13 protein-coding genes are annotated in these 20,847 nt (G+C 55.7%); 6 read left to right on the top strand and 7 right to left on the bottom strand.

Annotated features, from left to right (window positions below):
• Positions 1-2: 2 nt before the first annotated feature.
• Both J7I43_RS15070 and J7I43_RS15065 read right to left on the bottom strand, forming a co-directional pair.
• Positions 3-851, bottom strand: a complete 849-nt coding sequence (locus tag J7I43_RS15070) for a ThuA domain-containing protein (RefSeq protein WP_209146550.1) — start codon at positions 849-851, stop codon at positions 3-5.
• A gap of 53 nt (positions 852-904) precedes the next feature.
• Complete coding sequence (locus J7I43_RS15065; protein WP_209146549.1) at positions 905-1,747, bottom strand: ribonuclease E inhibitor RraB; 843 nt, start codon at positions 1,745-1,747, stop codon at positions 905-907.
• An 85-nt stretch (positions 1,748-1,832) separates the two neighbouring features.
• On the opposite strand from J7I43_RS15065, the gene J7I43_RS15060 reads away from it, so the two are divergent.
• Both J7I43_RS15060 and J7I43_RS15055 read left to right on the top strand, forming a co-directional pair.
• Positions 1,833-3,161 carry a sensor histidine kinase gene (locus tag J7I43_RS15060; protein ID WP_209146548.1) on the top strand — a complete coding sequence of 443 codons (1,329 nt, stop codon included), beginning with the start codon at positions 1,833-1,835 and terminating at the stop codon, positions 3,159-3,161.
• Positions 3,162-3,266: 105 nt separating this feature from the next.
• On the top strand, positions 3,267-4,046 hold the full coding sequence (locus J7I43_RS15055) for a DUF5602 domain-containing protein (RefSeq protein WP_209146547.1): 780 nt from the start codon (positions 3,267-3,269) through the stop codon (positions 4,044-4,046).
• Between the two features lie 109 nt (positions 4,047-4,155).
• Here J7I43_RS15055 and J7I43_RS15050 read toward each other — a convergent pair whose 3' ends face one another.
• The 3 genes from J7I43_RS15050 to J7I43_RS15040 all read right to left on the bottom strand — a co-directional run bounded on the left by J7I43_RS15050 (position 4,156) and on the right by J7I43_RS15040 (position 11,150).
• The gene (locus J7I43_RS15050; RefSeq protein ID WP_209146546.1) at positions 4,156-6,234 is read right to left on the bottom strand and encodes a T9SS type A sorting domain-containing protein; all 2,079 of its coding nucleotides are present in this window, start codon (positions 6,232-6,234) and stop codon (positions 4,156-4,158) included.
• Between the two features lie 33 nt (positions 6,235-6,267).
• Positions 6,268-8,391 (bottom strand): GH92 family glycosyl hydrolase, encoded by a 2,124-nt coding sequence (locus J7I43_RS15045; RefSeq protein WP_209146545.1) that lies wholly within the window; start codon positions 8,389-8,391, stop codon positions 6,268-6,270.
• A gap of 245 nt (positions 8,392-8,636) precedes the next feature.
• Entirely contained in the window at positions 8,637-11,150 is a 2,514-nt protein-coding gene (locus J7I43_RS15040) for a kelch repeat-containing protein (protein WP_209146544.1), read from the bottom strand.
• A 234-nt stretch (positions 11,151-11,384) separates the two neighbouring features.
• Between J7I43_RS15040 and J7I43_RS15035 the strand changes: the two genes are divergently transcribed.
• The 4 genes from J7I43_RS15035 (at position 11,385) to J7I43_RS15020 (ending at position 14,294) form a co-directional block, all read left to right on the top strand.
• Positions 11,385-11,810, top strand: a complete 426-nt coding sequence (locus J7I43_RS15035; RefSeq protein WP_209146543.1) for a carbohydrate-binding protein — start codon at positions 11,385-11,387, stop codon at positions 11,808-11,810.
• Positions 11,811-11,834: 24 nt separating this feature from the next.
• Positions 11,835-12,806, top strand: coding sequence for a glycoside hydrolase family 43 protein (locus J7I43_RS15030; protein WP_209146542.1), 972 nt, complete (start codon positions 11,835-11,837; stop codon positions 12,804-12,806).
• Positions 12,807-12,987: 181 nt separating this feature from the next.
• Positions 12,988-13,806: a universal stress protein gene (locus J7I43_RS15025; RefSeq protein ID WP_209146541.1), complete on the top strand. Its 819-nt coding sequence runs from the start codon at positions 12,988-12,990 to the stop codon at positions 13,804-13,806.
• Between the two features lie 47 nt (positions 13,807-13,853).
• Positions 13,854-14,294, top strand: coding sequence for a GNAT family N-acetyltransferase (locus J7I43_RS15020; RefSeq protein WP_209146540.1), 441 nt, complete (start codon positions 13,854-13,856; stop codon positions 14,292-14,294).
• Between the two features lie 2 nt (positions 14,295-14,296).
• Here J7I43_RS15020 and J7I43_RS15015 read toward each other — a convergent pair whose 3' ends face one another.
• Both J7I43_RS15015 and J7I43_RS15010 read right to left on the bottom strand, forming a co-directional pair.
• Positions 14,297-17,887, bottom strand: coding sequence for a PAS domain S-box protein (locus J7I43_RS15015; protein WP_209146539.1), 3,591 nt, complete (start codon positions 17,885-17,887; stop codon positions 14,297-14,299).
• 345 nt (positions 17,888-18,232) lie between these two features.
• Positions 18,233-20,836, bottom strand: coding sequence for a S8 family serine peptidase (locus tag J7I43_RS15010; protein WP_209146538.1), 2,604 nt, complete (start codon positions 20,834-20,836; stop codon positions 18,233-18,235).
• Between the last annotated feature and the right edge of the window lie 11 nt (positions 20,837-20,847).

Genomic DNA, 20,847 nt, shown 5'->3' with positions numbered 1-20,847 from the left:
GGTTAACGCCCGGAAGCCCAGCTCACAGCATTCCTGAATAAAGTGATATAAGCGGGATTGCCGAACAGGTCTGGTGAATGGCCCATAAAAATGTACACGTTCCTGCCCGGCATGCGCGGATTGCTCCAGATCACCGGGTGGTCGCCCATCTTTTTCGTGCTTTCGGGGGAATAGGTGTTTTCGTCTACGCTCGCGATCACGTGCACATTCGGCCGCGGGCTTTTATCGTAAGTATACCATTCTTCCTTTTCGATCCAGAAACCGTTCTTTATCCCTTTCATGACGGGATGCCCCGCATCTTCCACCATTACCTTTCCTTTTGCGAAACCGGCGATGTAATCTTTAAAACGGATACCGCCCATGAAGTCCGAAAACCATTGCCACATCGGGAACCCGTCGAACTCGCCCAGCAACGTGGCGTGATGAAAACCGATCCAGCCGCCTTTGCCGGAATTGATGTACGCCTCGAAAGCCTTTACCGCTCCCGGTTTCCAGGCATAAGGCGGGTAATCGAGCTGGATGAACAGCCGGAAACCCGCCAAAAATTTTTCGTCGATCTGGTCTGTATTTTCGATGTATTGAATGCTGAAGTTGCTGTCTGCCGCCAGCTGGTCCAGCCATGGCTTTGCCGCGCGGGTATAGGCGATGTGATGGCCGCCGGGCTCGGCAAGGGCCAGTACCTTGAAACGCGGGACTTTCGCGGCCTGAACGATTTCGCCGGAAAGAAGACTGGTAACGAGGCGGGAACCTTGCGGCGAAGGAACGATAACCGGCGGATCGGGCCGGAGCATGGACAGGCTGAAGCCCGCCAGCAATAGCAGCACCATTGCTACTTTGAGGAATCTGCGCATGAAGACAGGTATTTACGTGGAATTCTAATACCCACAATCTACAGAAGTTGCACTTATTTGCAAAACTCTTCCAGCTTCGCCGCAGCGTATTCCCCGCCCAGGTCTTTCGCCTTTTTCCAGTCGCTGCAGGCGCCCGCCTGGTCGCCCAGGTGCCGGCGCGTATTGCCGCGGTTGAAATACACGACGGGATCGAGCGCGTTCAGTTCGATGGCCTTGTTAAAATCCGCAAGCGCCGCTTCGTATTCCCCGGCTTCGTCTTTATTCACCGCGCGGTTGATGTAGGCTTCCCGGAATTCCGGCGAAAGTGCGATGGCTTTGTCGTAATCTTCGCGGGCTTTGGGGCCCAGCAATATCTCTTCTTTGGCGATGGCGCGGGAATACCAGGAATTGGGGTTTTCGGGAAAAATGCGGATGGCCGTGGTGAAGTTGATAACGGCCGCGCCGAAATTCCGCTGGCGGTACGATTCCATGGCCAGTTCGAAATAATGCGCCAGCTGCCCGGCCGATTCGTCCTGGAAATCTTTATTATCCGCCCCGGCGAAAGTGCCGTATCCGTCCAGGCGGCAATCATGCTCATAACCTTTAATGGCCAGGTCTATCGCCCAGCAGAGAAGATTATCCGCATCCACCGGGAATTTCGGGGAAGCGGTTTCCAGTTCCCACTGCCCGTTCTGCTCCGCGGGGGATTTGGTTTGCATGCCATAAACGGCCGTCAGGAAAGCGGCCAGTTTTTCCAGCTTCTCCCGCGAATCCGACACGAAATACACGTCGAACTCCGCCAGGGCGTACGCCGTGAAACCGTTCGCCGTCATTCTTGCATAAACATCCCCCGCAAGCGCGGCTTCCCCGGGAAACCGGGTAATGAACTCCTCCCGCGTAAAATATCTTCCTGCCATCTGTATTGATTTTCAGGGGCAAAGCTACGCGATTATCGGGAAAGGGCACTGCCGGTTTCCGTCCCGGATGTTTATCTTTGTGCCCATGCCGGCTTTTTCCCCGTACCCGTTCCTTACTATGTTCCGGCGCATCGTCAATACCGGCGTGCGCCCTGGAATGCCGTTCATTGAAGCCAGGCGTACCAAACTGCTAAACCTGCTGGCCCTTCCCTGGGTGCCGCTTATGCTGATCTTCTGCATCATCAACGCATTCCAGGGCCGGTACGCCCTTAGCCTGCTGAACGGACTGAACGTGGCGAGTTGCTTCGGCGTTTTCTGGTTTCACCACCGGCAGCGGTACCTCAGCGCCCGCCTGCTGCTGATCGTTTACAGCATTGTTTTATATACGATCACCGCGCTTCTTTACCGCAACGGGGCTGAATATTTCCTGCTGAACATCCTCATCGTCACCACCCTCGTGTACGACAACAAACGGCTGATCGCCGCACTTTCGCTGGTGACCATTTCCGCTTTCATGATCATTCATTTCACCGGCCTGAACCCACCGGGCACGCTGCAGGTACCGGTTCCCCGGATCGTTTTTAACGTCGCATGCGCATTGCTGTTCCCTATTCTAGCCCTTAGTTATTTCAAGCAGGTGCATGCCGATTACCAGCAGGAAATGGAAGCCAAACGCCAGGCGCTGGCCGCGCTCAACCGGGACAAGGAAAAACTGTTCTCCGTGATCGCGCACGACATCAGGGGGCCGCTTGCCACGCTGGAGCTGCTGCTGGACATGTTCCGCAAAGGCGAATATACCGAAGGCAACATGCTCGAAGCCTCCGAAGAGCTTTACAAAAAAGTGCATCACCTCGGCGGCTCGATCGACAATATGCTGCGCTGGAGCATGGGGCAGATGCGCGGGATCAGAACGGCGCCCGAACACTTCCCTCCCGCCCCGCTCGCCGACGAGATCTTACAGATGTTCGTGCCCGGCATCGAAGGGAAATCGCTGCACGTAACGCAGGACCTCCCGGAAGATATTTACCTGTATGCAGACCGCGAGCAGGTGGCCGTGATCCTGCGCAACCTGGTGAGTAACGCGATCAAATTCAGCCATCCCGGCGGTAACATCCATGTAGCCGCTTCGCAATCAGACAGCACCGTTCTCATTACCGTGCGCGACGAAGGCACGGGCATTGCGCCGGAAAAAATGGGCGAGCTGTTTTCCCTCCGCACGATCCCTTCCTACGGCACCGGCGGCGAAAGAGGCAGCGGGCTGGGACTGTTGCTGTGCCTGGAGTTCACCAATCTCAACAACGGCGAGCTACTGGTAAAAAGCCATCCCGGCGAAGGCACGGTATTCACCGTCATTCTCCCCGCCGGTTCTGCCGGTGCAAAAGCGCAGAATGAAGAAGAAGAGGACGATTTTTGAGGATTCATCCCCCGAAAACAACAATTGATACACATTACGCTTGACACGACGGGTGTTTCACACGAGCTTTGCGGAAGATTAAAACATTCACCCCAAAACTTTTGTATGAAACGATTGATCCTTTGTGCAGTGCCGGCCTTTCTTCTGTTGGTTGCATCCTGCAAAAAAGACCCCGAAACCCCGAAAGACGTATTCAAAGGCCCCGAAGTAAACATGGGAAGCGGAAAAGCCTGGGCCTGGGTAAGGCTCGGCAGCGACCGACAGCCGGTGGAAGTGGGCGCTTCATTCACACATTCCGCGTTTCAGAATTTGCCGGCCGGCGGCAGCGGCCACGAACATGAAGGCGCTTTCCTGCTGCGTTTGCCCAACGAAAAAGAGCAGACGCCGTTCAATCACGTTGTGGTAAACTGGAACCCCAACGGGCATTTTCCTGAACCGGTCTACGGCAAACCGCATTTTGATTTTCATTTTTATACCGAAACGCCGGAATACGTGAACGCGATCCCGCCTTACGCGCAGGCGCCCGCCGATTTCGACAACCTGCCGCCCGCCGGTTCCCTCCATCCTCAATATATTCCCACAGACGGCGGCGAAGCCGCTATGGGCAAACATTGGGTAGACATTACCTCGCCGGAGCTGCAACCAGAAAATCCCGCGCCGTTCACCGAAACGTTCCTGTTCGGCACCTTCAAAGGAAAAGTATTGTTCTACGAACCGATGATCACCCGGCAGTTCATGGAAAACACACCCGCGTTCGAAAAAACGATCAAGCAGGGCACGAAATTCGCGAAAGACGGGTATTACCCCACCCGCATGCGTATCGTTAAAACCGCCACTACCTACGATGTGATCATGGACAAATTCGAATTTCATAAAGCGTCATAAAAAATAACTAACGGACATCCATGCACGAAGTATAGCCCCAAAAACGAAAAATGCCCACCTGTGAGATCACGGGTGGGCTTTCATTGTTTATCACGTTACTACTTAAACTTTATCTTGTAATGAGGATCTTTTTGACGATGAATTTCCCGTTCCTTTCCACGCGCAGGTAATAAATGCCCGCCGGGTATTGTTGTACGGGAAGTTCCGTTCTGCTGCCCGTGGCCTGCAGCCGCAGCAGGCTTTTCCCTTCTGCGTTCAGCAATTCCATTTTTTCCGCGCCCGTCCAGCCGCTGATGCTTACGGTGGCGGTTTTGTTCGCTGGTTGCGGGAATACCTGCACAATGCTTTCTTCTTCAGCCGCCATTTTAAAGGCCGCCGGCGCAAAAACCTCCGCCGTGTCTTTGATCACGATATCGTCTATATACGTTTTAAACGCGCCCACATCCGCGCCGTGATCGTACGCGATCATGATCCGGTCGATGGTTTTGCCGTTGAGCCAGTTGCCGATGTAACAGGTCTGTTTTTGCCAGGCGTTCACCGTTCCGCGCCCCGCGCCCGGATGCATGGATACGCCGTTGATGTCCGTTGCGCCGGCGTCGCGCAGGTTGCTGCCGTCGGTCATAACCAGGTCTACGCTCACGTAGCGCGACAGGTTATTGGTGGGAAACGCCATCCACGTAAGGCGTGTATCGGCGTTCACAGGAATGTTCACGTCGAAAACGCGGAAGTAATGATAAGAGCCGCCGCTGGACGCATTGTCCGTTCCGCCCGCGCGGATGGAAGCGTTGCCGGTGAAGCTTGTTTCACCCGTCACCACGCCGCAGATCGGGCTAAGCACATTTTTCGGAACGGAAGACGGGTCTGGGCTGTCGGTCCAGGAAGGCATCGCATCGTATCCCGCCTGCACGCTGGTGCGGAACCACAGCGGCGCCACGGAGAACGGGATGCTGACGTTCGTGGTGAGCGGCGCGGTACCTTTAAACACTTTCGTGGCCTGGCCCGCGAGGCGCAGGTAAAAGTCCGGGCCGATGTAAGTGCCGTCTGCGCTGGCGGTCAGGAAATACTGGTTATGCGGCACGTCGAAATAACTGTCTGCCATTTTCATGATGTTCGTGGCTTCGTCGTATTCGTCGAACATGGCGATGTAGGCGGTGTTGAAACCGAGGTTCTTCAGGTTGTACACCTGCCGCCAGAAAAATTCGCCTTTTGCACGCGGGATCTCGTTCACCGGGCCACCGTTCCAGTTGCTCCACGCAAACCCGGGGAAGATCACCGGCTGGTAATCGATGCCGTTGGCGTTGCAGTAAGCGAGGTCCGGCGTTACGTGGTTGTTCTTGAAATTGTCCGCCCCCGCGATGCTGTTGAAACGGCCTACAGACCAGGGAGACAGCATGTCGAAGCTGTCGTACACCGCGCTGTAGCCGGGATGGCTGTCGCCGCTGCTGGTGCGCCAGTTGGTGGGCACGCCGCCGATCACGTAATACCCTTTTGCTTTCAGCCAGTTGATAATGGCGATGCTGTGCGCGGGCACGTTGGCGCGGCCGGTGAAACCGAAGCCCCAGAGGCAGATCACAGGCTTGCCGTCCTGGTGCGCATAATACGGCGAATTGACCACGCCGAGGTTGTTTTCGATGTGCAGCCAGTCGTTCTTGAAATACGTGGTGTCGTCCGCGCTCATGTCGTACATGATGTAAAAGATGCGCTGGTACTGTTCCGCCGCCCTTCGCAGGCGTACGGCCACGCTGTCGCGGTTGCGTTTGAACACGCCGTCGCGGGTTTCGCCGAGGAAACGTTGCAGCGCCACGCCGTCGATGCCGTTTTGCTGCATCCACTGGCAATGCAGGTTGATGGTTTGCGGCTGCCAGGAAGTGAACAGTTTGGCGGGGTCGCCCAGGTTGGTGTTGCCCAGGTTCGTCTGGAACATCACCGCGGAGGGGTACTCTTTCACGTCTGGATAAGCCTCGAATGAGATAGCGCCCGGCGCGGGACTGCCGTTGTTGGAATTGTACTGGCCCGCGCTCCAGTGGCGCCACCTGGCTACGGGAGAACCGTCTCCGTAGCAGTTGAACCAGGCCTGGTACCCGCAGATCACTTTTCCTTTAACAGCCTGCGCCGCAGGCGCTACCTGGGCTAACACGGGCAACCCGCACATTAACAGCAAAATGAGTACGTGGAATTGTTTTCGCATTGGATGAAATTTTAAAGATGAAGGAATGTCTTATCACATCGCTCCCCAGCTTTTATTCGGCTTGGGGCCCATCTCCAGTTCAAGGGTGCCGCCTCCTGTCAGTTGCTCGTGTGTAAATACCGGCTTCAGCAAAGGCTGGCCGTTGAACTTCGCACGCTGAATATATTTGTTCACGACAGACGCGTTGTGCGCCAGTACGGTGAATTGTTTGCCTCCGTCGAGCTGTATGCTCACTTTTTCGAACAGCGGGCTGCCGATGCTGTATTCGGGCAGGCCGGGTGTAACAGGGTAAAAACCCATGGAAGAAAAGACCACGAAGGCGCTCATGCCGCCGCCGTCTTCATCGCCGGGGATGCCGAAAATGTTGTCTTTGAACCATACGTCCAGCAGGAAACGGATGCGTTTCTGCGTCTTCCACGGGCTGCCTGTGTAGTTGTAGAGATACGGAATATGAAAACTGGGCTCGTTGCCCATTGAATACTGTCCTACCAGGCCCGTAGCATCGGGAAAGACGCTCCAGAACTCGTATTTGCTGCGGCCCAGTCCTTCGCGGTACAGCTGGTCCAGCGCGGCTTCCATGTTTTTGGCGCCGCCGAACAGGCTGCGAAGGCCGGCAATGTCGTGCTGCACCTGCCATTGATAGGTATAACCGTTGTTTTCGTCGTAGAACTCACGGCCGCCCATGCCGCCGTCGATCTTCGGGTCGATTTTGATCCACTGGCCCTGCGCGTCTTTGGGCATGAACATTTTCGCCTGCGGTTCCCACAGATTTTTATAGTTCTCCGCGCGTTTTCCGAACGCCTGTTTGTCGCCGGTCTTTTTCAGTTCGTCCGCCAGCTGGCCCAATGCCCAGTCGTCGTAAGCGCCGCCCAGCGTTACTGCTACTGCCTGTCTTTTTTCAAAACCGTGCACCATCGGGTCGGTTTCTTTTTCGCCTTTCGGCAGTGCGGGGAAAAATCCCTTGGCATGGTAGATATCATCCAGCGGGCCTTTCGGGCCGTTGCGCCAGGGAAGCATAGTGGCCTGGGTGGCGTTTTTCTTCATGCCTTCGTAAGCTTTTTCCACATCAAAATTGCGCAGGCCTTTGCGGTATGCGTCCAGGAAAGTGATGGAGGAATGGAAGCCGTTCATGCAGGCATGATCGCCGAACAGCACCGGGAAGGTGGGCATCCAGCCGCTTTGCTCGTACATGTTCACGTACGACTGCAGCATATCTTCTTCCTGTTTCGGGTTGAGGATGGTGCGCAGCGGATGATGGGCGAGATAGGTGTCCCAGCTCCAGTCATCCACATAAAACGGGCGGGTGGCGCCGGTATGCACTTTTTTATCGTAACCGGAATAATAGGCGCCGTCTTCCGTGATGTTCACCATCCTTTCATAACAGCGGTACAGGGCGGTGTAAAAAGACCTGCGCTGCGCTTCCGTTCCGCCGGTTACCTGGATTTGATTGATCACTTTGGCCCAGGCGGCTTCGCCCTGTTTTTCGAGCGTTTCGAAAGTAACGCCGGGGCTTACTTCCTTCGTGAAATTTTTCTTCGCCTGTTCCGCGCTTACGAAAGACACGGCATACCGCAGCTCGATCGTTTCCGGCGCGCCGGCGGCAAAACTGATCTGCGATTTGCCGGTAGTGCCGGGCGTGTTGAATTGTCCGTAGAGGAACACCTTCACATCGTCGTGCCAGGTTTCGGTGGCGGCCACGGTTTTATTGTCCAGCCATTTCCATTCAAAAAAGCCGCGGTTGAACGGGCTGAACTGCAGGTTTTTCGGTTTGCCCGCGGGAAACGTAAAACGGAACATGCCCGCTTTTTCACCGGGAACGAACCGTACGGTGATCTCATCGTCTACCAGGTAGGTTTCGTACACCCATGGGCGTGTGATCTCCAGGTCGTGATCGTATGGCATGGCCCGGGGCGCGGCCGCGCCGGTATATGGTTTAACGGCAAACACCTCTCCCAGCCTGTGCGACACCACGAGCATCGGGAAACTCCTGATCTGGTCGTCGATATAATCCGCCCGCACCGGATGCATACGCATCACCTGGTTAGGCAATTGCGCCGTCGGGCGCGTGGGCTGCAGCAGCTGGCCAACATTCCCGATCTTCGGGTCCACATACTGCTGGAAATTCTGACCGAAACCCTGGTGCATGAATAACAACAAAACACCTGTCCATTTTAAGCATTGTTTGAGCATAAGGTATATCCGTTAATTACTTTTTGTGATCGGGTGAAGAAAAAACCGAAACTGCCGGGCGCCGGGACCGGCCGAATGATCGTGATCTGTTTTTCATCGTGGAAACATTTCGTGGAAAATATGATCACAAAGTAAACCCGGGGGGCTTAACAGGGAGTATAATAAACGATTAACAGGAGCATTAATTTCCGCGGGTTAAGCGAATTAATGCGTTAATGGAGGATGTCTCCGAAGGAAGCGGGGTATTCTTCACCGTAAATATGCCTGTATTCCTTCACGAAACGTTCGTATGCATGCCTTGCCAGGGAGTGCCGCCCCAGGGCGACGAGGCTCCGGCATTTAACGGCCAGCCCCTGTTCGTTCACCGGGTCCAGCACAAAAATGCCGTTAGCGATGGCGATCAGCAGCTCGGGGTCGCCGTTCCATTTGCCGCCCGCCGCCTCGCGGCTTAGCCGGTCAAGCAGCCGGCCTGAAATGGCGGACTTAAAATCGTCGAGCCACTCGTATTCGGTCTGGTAAAGGAAAGCGCCGCGCATCACGATGTAAAGCACTTCCCGCAGGCTGCGCTCGTCCGGGTCGCCGCCGGCCAGCCGGTGCAGCTCCCGCAGATCGATGTAGACGGTGCCGTCGCAATCCAGCCGCCAGTTGCCCGATTCTTTCCGCAGGGCGCAGCCGCCTAGTTTTTCAAGGATGTTCTTGAGTTTGAGGATGTTCACCGAGCGGTTGTTCTTCGCCGCTTTGTCCGACTTATCGTTCCAGAGTATTTCGCTGAGCTTTTCCACGGAAATGCCCTGCCCGTTTTCAAACGTATGCACGGCGATGAGCAGGAACAGCTCTTTCAGCAGCGGCGTGAATTGCCGGGTGAGGTCCTGCCCGGCAGCGTCTTTTACGGTGAAATTGCCGAAAAAGAAGATCCAGGAAACAGAAGGCCGTTGCTGCGCCACCGCCGCGTCGTGCTCCCGCTGATCTTCCCCTTCGGGCAGCGCATAAGATGAAGCAGCCTGGTTTTCAGGGGGTACAGCGGAAGCCGCCCGGGTTTCGGGGTGCGGGTTTTGATGCTTCCGTTGGCGCCGGCGCCTGGCGGACAGCAGCAGCGCAAACACCAGCAGCGCCAGCCCTATTATATAGTACCACCACGGTATCCTGTACGGCGGCCGCGGCGTCGCGGTCACGGGCAGTTTTTCCGGCGGGAAACCGATCGCATATGCCTTTACCTCCGTATGCCGGTTTTCCTTCGTAAAAGTGGTAACGGCCAGCAAACGTTTGCTGGCAGCGCAATAAAACAACCCGGCAAAAGCCCGGGTGTCTTTAAACATAAAAGGTATCGTATCGGCCAGCAGGGTGTAACCCGGCGCGTCCAGCGAACCGCGGATGAGCTGCAGCCGCGAATCGTAGCGGTCGTTCGGGAAAATGAGCGCGTAATATCGACGGGCGGCCGTGTCGATCACCATTGAATTGCCGAACACGAACTGCCCGGCCGGCGTGGGGAGGGTGAATAGTTTTTTGATGCTGCCGGTGCGTCCGTCCAGCTGCAGGAAATCGTAAAGATAACGCGGGTTCAGCATCTGCTCGCCGGTGGTGCTGCCAAAACCGCCGAGAATGTAAGCCGTATCGCCCGCGGCGCCCAATGCGGCAAGGTAACGCGGCGTATAGCTGTCCCCGTTAGTGCGCACCGTGTCCCATTTCCCGGTATCAAAATTATAGCGGCACACCCGGTTCTTGTACCGGTATTGCCCGTAACCGCCCAGGAAATACAAACTCCGCCGGGAGGGCGCATAAAACCGGTTCGCCTGCCAATATTCAGTCACGTACACGGAATCAAAAGGCGGCAACCAGCCGCCATTGCGGAAAACCGCCGCCCAGCCGTGATCGATGTTGAACTGCCACAGCTCGCGGGTAACCGGGTCCAGGAAGGAATGGCTGCCCAGCAGCAGCTGGTGGCGCGGGTCGGTAACGGGTACGGCGCTCACGGAGCCGTTCTTTTCCGCATACCGGTAAATGGAATCTTTCGCAACAACGATCAGCTCTTCCCGCTCCGCATCGAATGCGACGGAAGCATGCCCCTTTACCGTCGCGTCGTACCGCGGCTGCCAGTGCAGGTGCAGCGCCGCGGCCCAGGTGCCGTTGGTAACCAGCGCTTTTTGCCCGTGCAGGCTGTCCACCGCCGTATTGCCGGAAATTTCCCGCAAAGGCCAGAACGCGTCGGGCCGGCCGTCTTTTTCCAGCAGCACATTCCTGACCTGCATCGGCGGCAGGTCCGTGCTCCGGAAATCCGGGAAATTACAAGCACCGAATATAATATGGAAACAATCGTCGGTAAGGTCGGCTTCCGCTTTGCCGCAAAGTTTTCCGTCCACGTAAAAAGCCAGCTCCCTGCCGTTGCGCACGAGGCGGAACCGCGCCCACCGCAGCTGCGCGCCCAGCGCTTCCGCGCGGAAACTGATGCCGGAAAGCCGTTCTCCCGTTACGAGGTTAAACGCGCCCGTATTTGGACTGTACAGCAGGTCGATGTTCTGATGTTCGCGGTTGATCAGCCGGAAAACATATCCGAAATAAGCAGGCTGGCCCGGGAGGAAAGAAATATCAAAGCTAAGGCTGAAACCGTGAGAAAGGCAAACCGGCGCCCCGCCGCCAAGGTCGAGGGAAGTTCTTTTTTCCTGCACCGTTTCGAAGGATGAAAAAATCAGCCCGTGCGGCTGCGCATAGGAAACCCGGTTAATCAGCAAACAGCAAACAATAAGGAAAAATCCTTTCATCTCAATTCATGTATGGAACAAGGCCGCATGCGCGCGCTCCCGTTCGGTCGGCTTGGCTTGAAAGATAATTGTTTTTTTATTAACGCCATAGCAGCCGGAAACTAAATATTATTATTTATCTTTATGTAAATTTTTATTGAAACCGGGATAACGGCTTAAAAACCCGGCCTGTTATCTGTTAAAAAAAGTTACTGTCCTTAACCTATGAGGCTTCTTGCATTAGCTGCAACAGCAGCTATCTTATTTTTCCTTTCGCTGCCCGCAAGAGGTCAGTTGCTTCCGCGCATCCCTCCGCCGGACACGGTGAAATACCAGATGAAAGACGGTTCGTTCCTTGCTTTCCGGCAGGTGAACCTGAGCATGGGCGAGATCGGGTTCGAGGTAACCATCAGCAGCAATATCAAATCGAAGAACGGGCCGAGGCTCGAGTTCCGGATCGACCGGCCGAAAGGCAAAAAGATCGGCACCCTGAAGATCCCGGACACGGCGGATACCACGTTTAACATCAAACTCACCGGCCAGCTGCGGCACGCCTTCGGCATACACGACCTTTTCCTCGTCGCAAAGGGGGAAGGCGAATTTGAAATTTCCGGTTTCGGGTTCATTCATAATTATTATGCGGAACGGTAGGTTTGTTTTTTATAATTTCCCGGCATGAAGCGATTTATTTGCCTGGCCGCCGCGGCCATTTTAACCCTGCACGTTTCCGCACAGGAAAAAAAAGCGGGCAACCCCGTGTTCCCCGGCTGGTATGCAGACCCGGAGGGGATCATCTTTGGAAAACAGTACTGGATCTACCCGACCTATTCGGCGCCGTACAATCAACAGGTGTTCCTCGACGCATTTTCCAGTCCGGACCTCGTTACCTGGACGAAACATGCCCGTATTCTCGACACAACGGCCGTCCGCTGGGCCAAGCGGGCGATGTGGGCGCCCTCGGTGATTGAAAAGAAGGGAAAATATTTCCTGTTCTTCGGGGCAAACGATATTCAGAACGATCAGCAGTCCGGCGGCATCGGCGTGGCGGTGGCCGACAGGCCGGAAGGGCCGTTTAAGGACCATCTCGGCAAACCTTTGATCGATAAATTCCACAACGGCGCGCAGCCGATAGACCAGTTCGTGTTTCACGACGCGGACGGTCAGTATTACCTGATCTACGGTGGCTGGCGGCATTGCAATATCGCGCGGCTGAAGGAAGATTTCACCGGCTTCGAGCCTTTCCCGGACGGCACTGTATTTAAGGAAATTACGCCGGACAAGTACGTGGAAGGGCCGTTTATGTTCCGGAAAAACGGCAAATATTATTTTATGTGGTCGGAAGGCGGCTGGACGGGCCCGGACTACTGCGTGGCATACGCCATCGCCGATTCCCCGATGGGCCCTTTTAAGCGGATCGGCAAAATATTGGAGCAAAACCCTGCCATTGCAAAGGGCGCGGGCCATCATTCGGTGATCAAGGTGCCGGGGGAAGACAGCTGGTACATTGTTTACCACCGCCGCCCCCTGACCGAAACCGGTGCAAACAGCCGCGAAGTATGCATCGAAAAGATGGAATTCGACGCGCAGGGGTTGATCAAACCCGTGGAGATCACGGTGGAAGGCGTGGGAGCGAAGAAATTGAAATGATGAATGAATTGAATATGAAAAAGCCGGTCTTATGGTAAGGCCGGCTTTTTATTTGGCCGTCCGCTTGAACACAACCCCGCTCCCGCGTGTTTCATATTGAGAAAACGAACGTTGATATTGATCAACACCCCTTCTGACCGTCCTCATTTTCCCGTACCTGCAAACTCCCGAACTTCATTGCATGAAAAAGATCATCGTTGCGCTGGACGGACTTAAACTTTCGCTTTCCGGCATCCAGACCGCCATCAGCCTCACGCAAAAAGAAAACGCGCATCTCGTCGGGGTTTTCCTGGACGATTTTACGCGCAACAGTTTCAGCATGGAAGACGCCATCCATCACAATAACCTGAAGGAACTTTCCGAAAAAGACCAGCAGGAGCGCGACAGGGCGGTGAAACAATTCGATTTCCATTGCCGCGAAGCGGGCGTCAATCACGCCATTCACCGCGATAAATCGTTTGCATTGCCGGACCTGATGCGTGAAAGCATTTATGCGGACCTGCTGGTGATCTCTTCCGGGGAAACGTTCACGCGTTTCACCGAACCCCCTCCCACCCGCTTCGTGCGCGACCTGCTGGGCGGCTCGGAATGCCCGGTGATGGTGGTTCCCGAGGCGTACAAACCGTTTGAAAAAGTAGTGATGCTGTACGACGGCGCGCCTTCTTCCGTGTTCGCCATCAAAATGTTCACCGGCATCCTCCCGGCAATCAACCGGCTGCCCGCGGAGGTGATCACCGTAAAAGGCGACGAAAACCTGCACCTGCCGGAAAACAAGCTCATGAAGGAGTTCATGAAACGCCACAATCCCAACGCGCAATACACCGTGCTCACCGGCGAGCCGGAAGCGGCCATCCTTCACCGGCTCGAACAGGAAAAAGAATCCACCCTCATCGTGCTGGGCGCTTACCAGCGCAATGCCGTAAGCCGGTGGTTCCGCAGCAGCATGGCAGATGTAATCCAGAAGCACCTCAAATGCCCGCTGTTCGTTGCGCACAATTAATATGGCATACCCGGCCGGAAGCCGTAATTTTATATAAATTTTCAACGATGCCGCTCCGCGAAGCCACCATAGACGACATTCCAGCCCTTCACAACATTCGTATGGCCGTACGCGAGAACGTGCTGCACAGCCCCGGGCTGGCGACCACAGACGATTACGCCCGTTACCTCACTACCGACGGCAAGGGCTGGCTGTTTGAAGAACGCGGCGAAATAAAAGGTTTTGCGATCGTGAATACCCGCGCGCATGAAGTATGGGCGATGTTCGTTCACCCGGATGCGGAAGGGCGCGGCATCGGCGCCAAACTGCACGACGCCCTGCTGGAATGGTATTTTGAATATTTTGAAGATACGCTTCGCCTCGGCACCATGCCAGGCACAAGGGCCGAACAGTTCTATCTCCGGAAAGGCTGGAAAAAACAGGGAGGTATCAGGATGAACGGCGAGATCAGGTTCACCATGTCTGTTACCGACTACGAGAAAATGTAACGTCAGGCCTTGTCGATATGTTGCTGGAGCAGCCCCATCACCAGCGCCACTTCCGCCGATGTCTCCTCCAGCAGCGTTTTCACCCGCTCCGGCTCGAATGTTTTCATACGATCGAATTCCAGGGCCAGACGGCTCAGCTCTCCCAATCCCGTGCTGGTAGTGGTGCCGCGCAGCTTATGTCCCATCGCGTTGAGGCCTTGCAGGTTTTCCTCTTCCGCGAACTGCTGCATCGTGTCCACGGATTTCTGCAATTCGGAGCGGATCAGTGCAAGAATTTCTTTCCCCACATTGTCGTCGCCCAGGTAACCCTTCAGCACATTTTCGTCGAAGTGCCTGGACATATCCGTCCGTTCGTCTGCCGTTCCCGGTTTGGATTGCGTTCCATTCCCCATCAGCCATTTACGCAGCTTTTCCGAAAGTGAATTTTCAACGATCGGTTTCGAAAGAAAATCGTCCATGCCCGCCGCGATCGATTTTTCCCTTTCGCCGCTGATATTCCCGGCGGTAAGCGCAATGATCGGCACGCGGCCCTTCCGCTCCATTCCCCGGATCTTGAACGTGGCTTCGTAACCGTTCAGCTCAGGTATCTGGATGTCCATCAGGATCATATCGGGCATATGCTGACGGCAGATCTTCACCGCGTCTAAACCGTTGCCCGCCTCGATGATGGCGGCCGCGGGCATGATCTTGCGAATGATCGTTTTGGTAAGCAGCATGTTCACCGTATTGTCTTCCACCACGAGAATGTTCGCCTGCATTTTGCGCAACTGTTGCGCGCCTTCGTCCGTGAGCAAGGGCAGCGCGTCGTCCGCATCGAAGTCTGCGTTGTGGTCCGCCTGCAATTTGAGGTAGAAATAAAAGATGCTACCGGAGCCGGGATAGCTGATCAGCTGCAGTTTGCTGCCCATCAGCGCCAGTATTTTGTTGGAGATGGCCAGGCCGATGCCGGTACCGCCGTAACGTTTGGTGGTAGACGCATCTTCCTGCGCAAAGGCTTCGAATATTTTCTCCTGTTTGTCGGCCCGTATGCCGATGCCCGTATCGCGCACTTCGAATTTAAAAGTGATCTCATCGTCTTTCGGGTCGGTGAGCGCCGTGATGCGCAGCTTGACAGAACCTTTTTCCGTGAACTTTACCGCATTGCCCAAAAGGTTCACCAGCACCTGTTTCAGCCGGAGCGCATCGGCGAAGATAAAACGCGGCAGCTCTTCCGATATTTCCAGCGCAACTTCCAGCCCTTTTTCTTTCGCCTGGTAGGAAACTATGTCCATCGCTTCGCGGCCGGTCCCGAACAGGTCGAACCGCTCGATGTTCAGATCGAGCTTGCCGGCTTCTATTTTGGAAAGGTCGAGTATGTCGTTGATGATGCTGAGCAGTACGTTGGCTGACTGATGTACAATGGAAACGTATTGTTTCTGCGTGTCGTCGAGTTGCGTTTTCATCACCAGGTCCGCAAACCCGATGATGCCGTTGAGCGGCGTTCGTATCTCGTGGCTCATATTGGCGAGGAACTCCGTTTTGGCGTTGCTCACCTGCTCGGCCTGCTGTTTGGCCGCGATGAGCGCCTGTTCCATCCGTTTTCGTTTAGTGACGTCCGTTGCAATGCCGAGATACCCCACGGTATTGTTTTTCGCGTCGCGGATAGCGGTCATTACGAGCGACACGATGCAGCGCGACCCGTCTTTTTTTACGTATATCCATTCCCGTTGTTCGGAGCCTTCTTTTTCGGTACGGTACACAAACGCGCGGAGGCCTCTGATCTCTTCGCCTGTTTCCCTGGACAGTTCGCGGGCGCGTTCCTCGATCTCGAATTCGTCGTGCACCACGGAAGCGGGTTGTTTGCCGATCATTTCCGCGGCGGTGTAGCCGAGCATTCTTTCCGCGCCTTTGTTGAACAGGGTGATCATGCCATTTGTATCCGTGGCGATCATGCTTACTTCCGAAGCGGCCTGCATGATGTCTTCCAGCATCCTGCGGGAGTTGGCGGTTTCGATCCGGGCGAGTTTTTTCTCGTTGATGTCCTGGTAAGAACCGTAAAGCCGTTTGCACACGCCGTCTTCAAACTCCGCATGGCCCTGCGTGCGTACCCAGCGCTCCAGCCCCTGGTGGGTCACGATCTGCACTTCCATGTCCCAGCTCTGACCGGTGCGCATCGCGCGGTTGATGGCGCGCATCACGGCGGCCTGGCTTTCGCCTTTTTTGAAAAAACCAACGGCAGACTGCAGGTCCGGCTCATAATTTTCCGGCACGCCGTGCAGTTCTTTGGTAACGTTGGTCCAGTATATTTTTTCCTTCGTGGTTTCGGCCACCCATCCGCCTACGCGGGCTACCTGGTTGGTCTGTTCCAGCATTTCCTTGGTGCGGGCCAGGTCTTTTTCGAGCAGGTAACGGTCGGTGATGTCGATGGCGTTGGCGATGATGTAAGGTTCTTCGTTGATGCCTTTTTCGAGGAAGTTGCTGTACATCCAGATGCGGCGGGAGCCGTCGTGGTGCAGGATGGTCATTTGCCCGGAAGCGCGGCCTTTTTCACGGATCTCGGCGAGATATTGATCAAAGGCGGCATGATGGCTGGGCGGAATGATGTCGCGCAGGTTCATCAAGACCATCTCTTCCTGCGCATATCCGAGCAAACCGGCACCGGCGCTGTTCACCGATAAAAAATTCCCGTCCAGGTCGTGCGTGCTCATGAGGCCCTGGCTGTGTTCAAAAAAGGCGCTCAGCCGCTGCTGGCTTTTCGCCAGCATTTCTTCGTGCAGGCGTTCTTCGGTAATATCCCGCCCGATGGCGAAAACGTGGCCGCTGGCGGGCTCGGGGTTCACCATCCACTGTATCACGCGGAAGCCGCCGCTTTTCATCCGCATGCGGCGGGTAAAGCTTACGGTGCCAGCGCCGGTGGCAAGATCGCCCAGGCTTTTCCTGGAGACTTCCAGGTCGTCCGGGTGCATCAGGTTGAAGACGGGCTGTTTCAGTATTTCTTCCCTGCTCCAACCCAGCACGCGGGTAAACGCGGGGTTGATGCGTTTGTAATAGCCGTCCAGCCCGGCAATGCAGATCATATCGTTGGAAAGCTCGAAAAGTTTCTCGAAGTGGTCCAGTTCCTCCGTTCTGCGCCGGCCGGTGATCAGCGTTACAACCGTTTCGGCGAGCAGTTTAAGCGCGTCGCGCTGTTCGGGGCTGAGGCAGTTGGGCCGGCGGTCGCACACGCAAAGCGCGCCCAGGGCAAAGCCGTTCCTGTCCGTAAGCGGGTAACCCGCATAAAAACGGATCGCTTCTTCCCCTGTTACCACGTCCAGGCCGGATACCCGCGGGTCTTTCGCCGTGTCTTTTATTTCCAGCAGCCCCGTTCCCAAAATGGTCAACCCGGAGATGGAACCTTCCCTGGACGCTTCCCGTAAACCGGTCCCTGTGGCGGACTTCACCCATACCCTGTTCGCATCGACCAGCGCAATGAGCGATATGGGCACATCGCAGATGCGGGATGCCAGTTCGGTAAGGTTGTTATATTCTTCTTCCCGGAATGTGTCCAGAATATGGTAGCTGTGCAGCGCGGCGAGCCGTTCTTTTTCATTCAGCGGAACAGGCGGTGTATTCATACTGCTTTCCTCTTTCAGGATATTGGTTGTCGTGGCGTAAAAGTAAACAAAAAAAGAAAAGCGCCGTAGAAGAATCCCCGGCGCCTGTACTACTAACGTATCTTATGAAAACACTAAAATTGCTTAGAATACCGCAAAGATCGCCCGGCTCAGCCGACCTGGAACTGATCTGCGTCAGTTTTTCCCATGATCTTCATTAGTTACGGCTGTTTCGCCCGCGTCAACAGCAAGGCCTGCCGCAACAGCTTGCCGATCCCGGCCGGTGGCAATATTGCCATGCCTCGGCTCCCTCGTCCAGGCCAGGATGTACGCCCGCATATTCGTCGTTGGGCGTCATAAACTGGTTCAGGTCATCATGCCTTCTTTCAGGTATTCCGATGCGTAGGGCGATTGCAATACCTTGTCGCGGAACTCGTTTTTGCTGACTTCCGCTTCCACGGCTGCTGGGTCGTTGAGGTCGAGCCGGGAGAACAGCGGGAAAAACTGCGGGTCGGTTTGCAGCAGGTGCAGCAGTTCCATGGCCAACGCTTCCGCTTCGGGCTTGGGTTCCGCGCTGCGGAACAGCCGGCGGCGCTTGAAGAAAGAACCGATCGTTTCCACTACGCCAAACAACGTGCTTTCGGCCGAAGGCGACTGCATGAGCGCGCTTTCGTCCGCCACCGGCACCTGCAACGCGTCGAATGCTTTGAGGACGCCGTTGCCGTAATATTTCTGCCAGTCGGGAAACAGCTGTTCCTTTGCCGCCGAAGTGTAGAGGGCATGGCGCACCGCTTCCACCTTCAGCCATTTGCGGCCTTCCTGGTAATACCCCTTCCGTTCCAGTTCTTCGCGGTGAAACGCGATGTACAGCGCCGCCGCAGCCGCTACCTGGGGCGTTGCGGAAGAAGTGCCGCCGCCGCTGCGCACGAATTTGTGTTTGGAAGAAGCCCAGGGCGTGTTGGGCGTGTAAGCGGCCAGCGCGCGCGTCATACGCGAAGCCGGGCCCCAGGAGCCCTGCATGTATTGCGTGCCGATGGCGCGTTCGCTACCTGGCTGCAGAAAGTCCACATCGTATGGTTTATGGTTGTACATGGCGCCGGTAGCGGCAATCACGCGTTCGAACGCCGCGGGGTACATCACGCATTTCGGCAGCAGGTTGCCCGTGCCTTTGTACCAGCAGTTGCTCGCGGCAGACACTACCACGATGCCCGCCTCGTACGCCCCGTTCACTGCCTTCGCCATCCGGTTGCTCGGTTTGCCGGCCATGCTCATGGTCACCACTTCGCAGCCGGTTTCGATGGCGTAGGATAACGCTTCGCTGAAATTTTTATCGTTCATGATCACCACCGATTCGGAAATGCGCATCGGCACCACATCCGCCAGGGGCGCGCCGCCGATGAACCCTTCGTATTCCCCGAAAGTGTCTTCCGCCGTCACTTTGTTACCCGCGAGCAATATCATTGTGCCCAGGCCATGACCGTCCTGCCCGGATTCGGGTTTATCGATCGCTTGCGAGGGGTCTTCTTTTTTTACGAAACTCCGCTGCCTCGCAAAGTCAAGTTTCTGCGGCAGCGCGGTATGCCCGGCGATGTAACCCGTATCGAGATGCGCGATGCATACATGCGCGCCGGGTTTGGCGCTCACGGCCTCGTTGGCTTTTTTCAGCTGCGAATGATCGTCGTCCAGGTGCCAGCCGATCTTGCCTTCCGGGTGCGCGGGCGGCCATTCGCGGATGAAGTCGGGATTGTTGGCGTCTCCTTCGCGCGTGGCCCTTTTGTCTTGCGCCGGGTTCACGCTCAATACCGGTTCCACTGTGGCTTTCCAGCCTTTGGCCATCAATTCCTGGTGGAGGGCATGGGCCGCGCTCCAGGAATGTTCGTGCGGCGTATTTTTCAGTTCTATCAACAGCGTATTGCCGTCCTGCTCCAGTATTTCAATGTCTTTCCCGCCGCTCAGGCCCGCATCGGGCTTTTCTTCGAAAGTGACGAGCAGCTGCGCGTTCTTTTTGACCTTTACATTATCCCATTGCTCTTCCAGCGAAAGACTGCGCCGAACGGGCGCGGGCCGCAGGTCCGGCCGGCGGAAACCCTTTATTTTGTCCGCATCCGGGATATAAATGGTGAACGGGAAAGATTTATCGAACGAAGGAATGATAGCGCCGTATTGGAAAAAATTGGGGCGTGGGAAATAATATTTTTCACGGATCTCGTCGATCAGCGTTTCGGCGGTCGCTTTTTGCATGGAAGGCTGATCGAACAGCTGTATGAATGCTTCTGTGAAAATGCCGTTGGCTTCACCGTCGTAAGTGGTCTGATCGTCCTGGCAGGCGGCCATCAGTTTCACCGCGGCTTTTACATTACCGGCCTGCGCGGTTTTCCGGTATTTTTTCTGCAGTGGCTCGTACACTTTTTCCCCAAACCGCATCATGATCTCCTGTTCCGCTTCCAGCGGCAGTTTGCGCGAGCGCAGGCCTCTCGCCGAGGCCGCGCGGTTCAACCCTGATTCGAGCATTACGCTGAGATCGGTCTCATCCGGCAAGGCTCTTACGATGGTGCCGGAATGGCAACTGTCGGACACTACGAGGATGCGCGTGCCTTCCTTAAAAGCGCGGAAAGCCTCGAACAGCTCATCGTCCAGCAATTCGCGGTTGTACAGGCACCAGGTCTGGTCTTCCCTTTCGTCGTCAAATCCCTCGGCTTTTTCATTCGGCACATGACTGCCATGCCCGGCGTACGTAAGCAGCAGGATGTCTCCCGGCTCCATTTTCCCCGCATTGGCCCGCAAAGCACTGAGCACGGCACTGTCCGTAGCCGCGGCGTCGTGCAGCGACTGCGGTTCGTAACCCAGTTTGCGCGCGTACGATTCCCAAAAAACGGCGTCGTTCACGGCGGCTTTCAGCGCGGGTACGCCGGGATAATGATCAACATCGAGTTTGTTCAAACCGATGTGAAGGGAATAACCTTTTGACATATTATTGGGGT

It is taken from the genome of Chitinophaga chungangae, from assembly GCF_017742215.1.
In the GTDB taxonomy this organism is placed as follows: Bacteria; Bacteroidota; Bacteroidia; order Chitinophagales; family Chitinophagaceae; genus Chitinophaga; species Chitinophaga chungangae.
The sequence above is the reverse complement of the archived record's forward strand: the minus strand, read 5'-3'. Positions and strand labels throughout refer to the sequence as shown.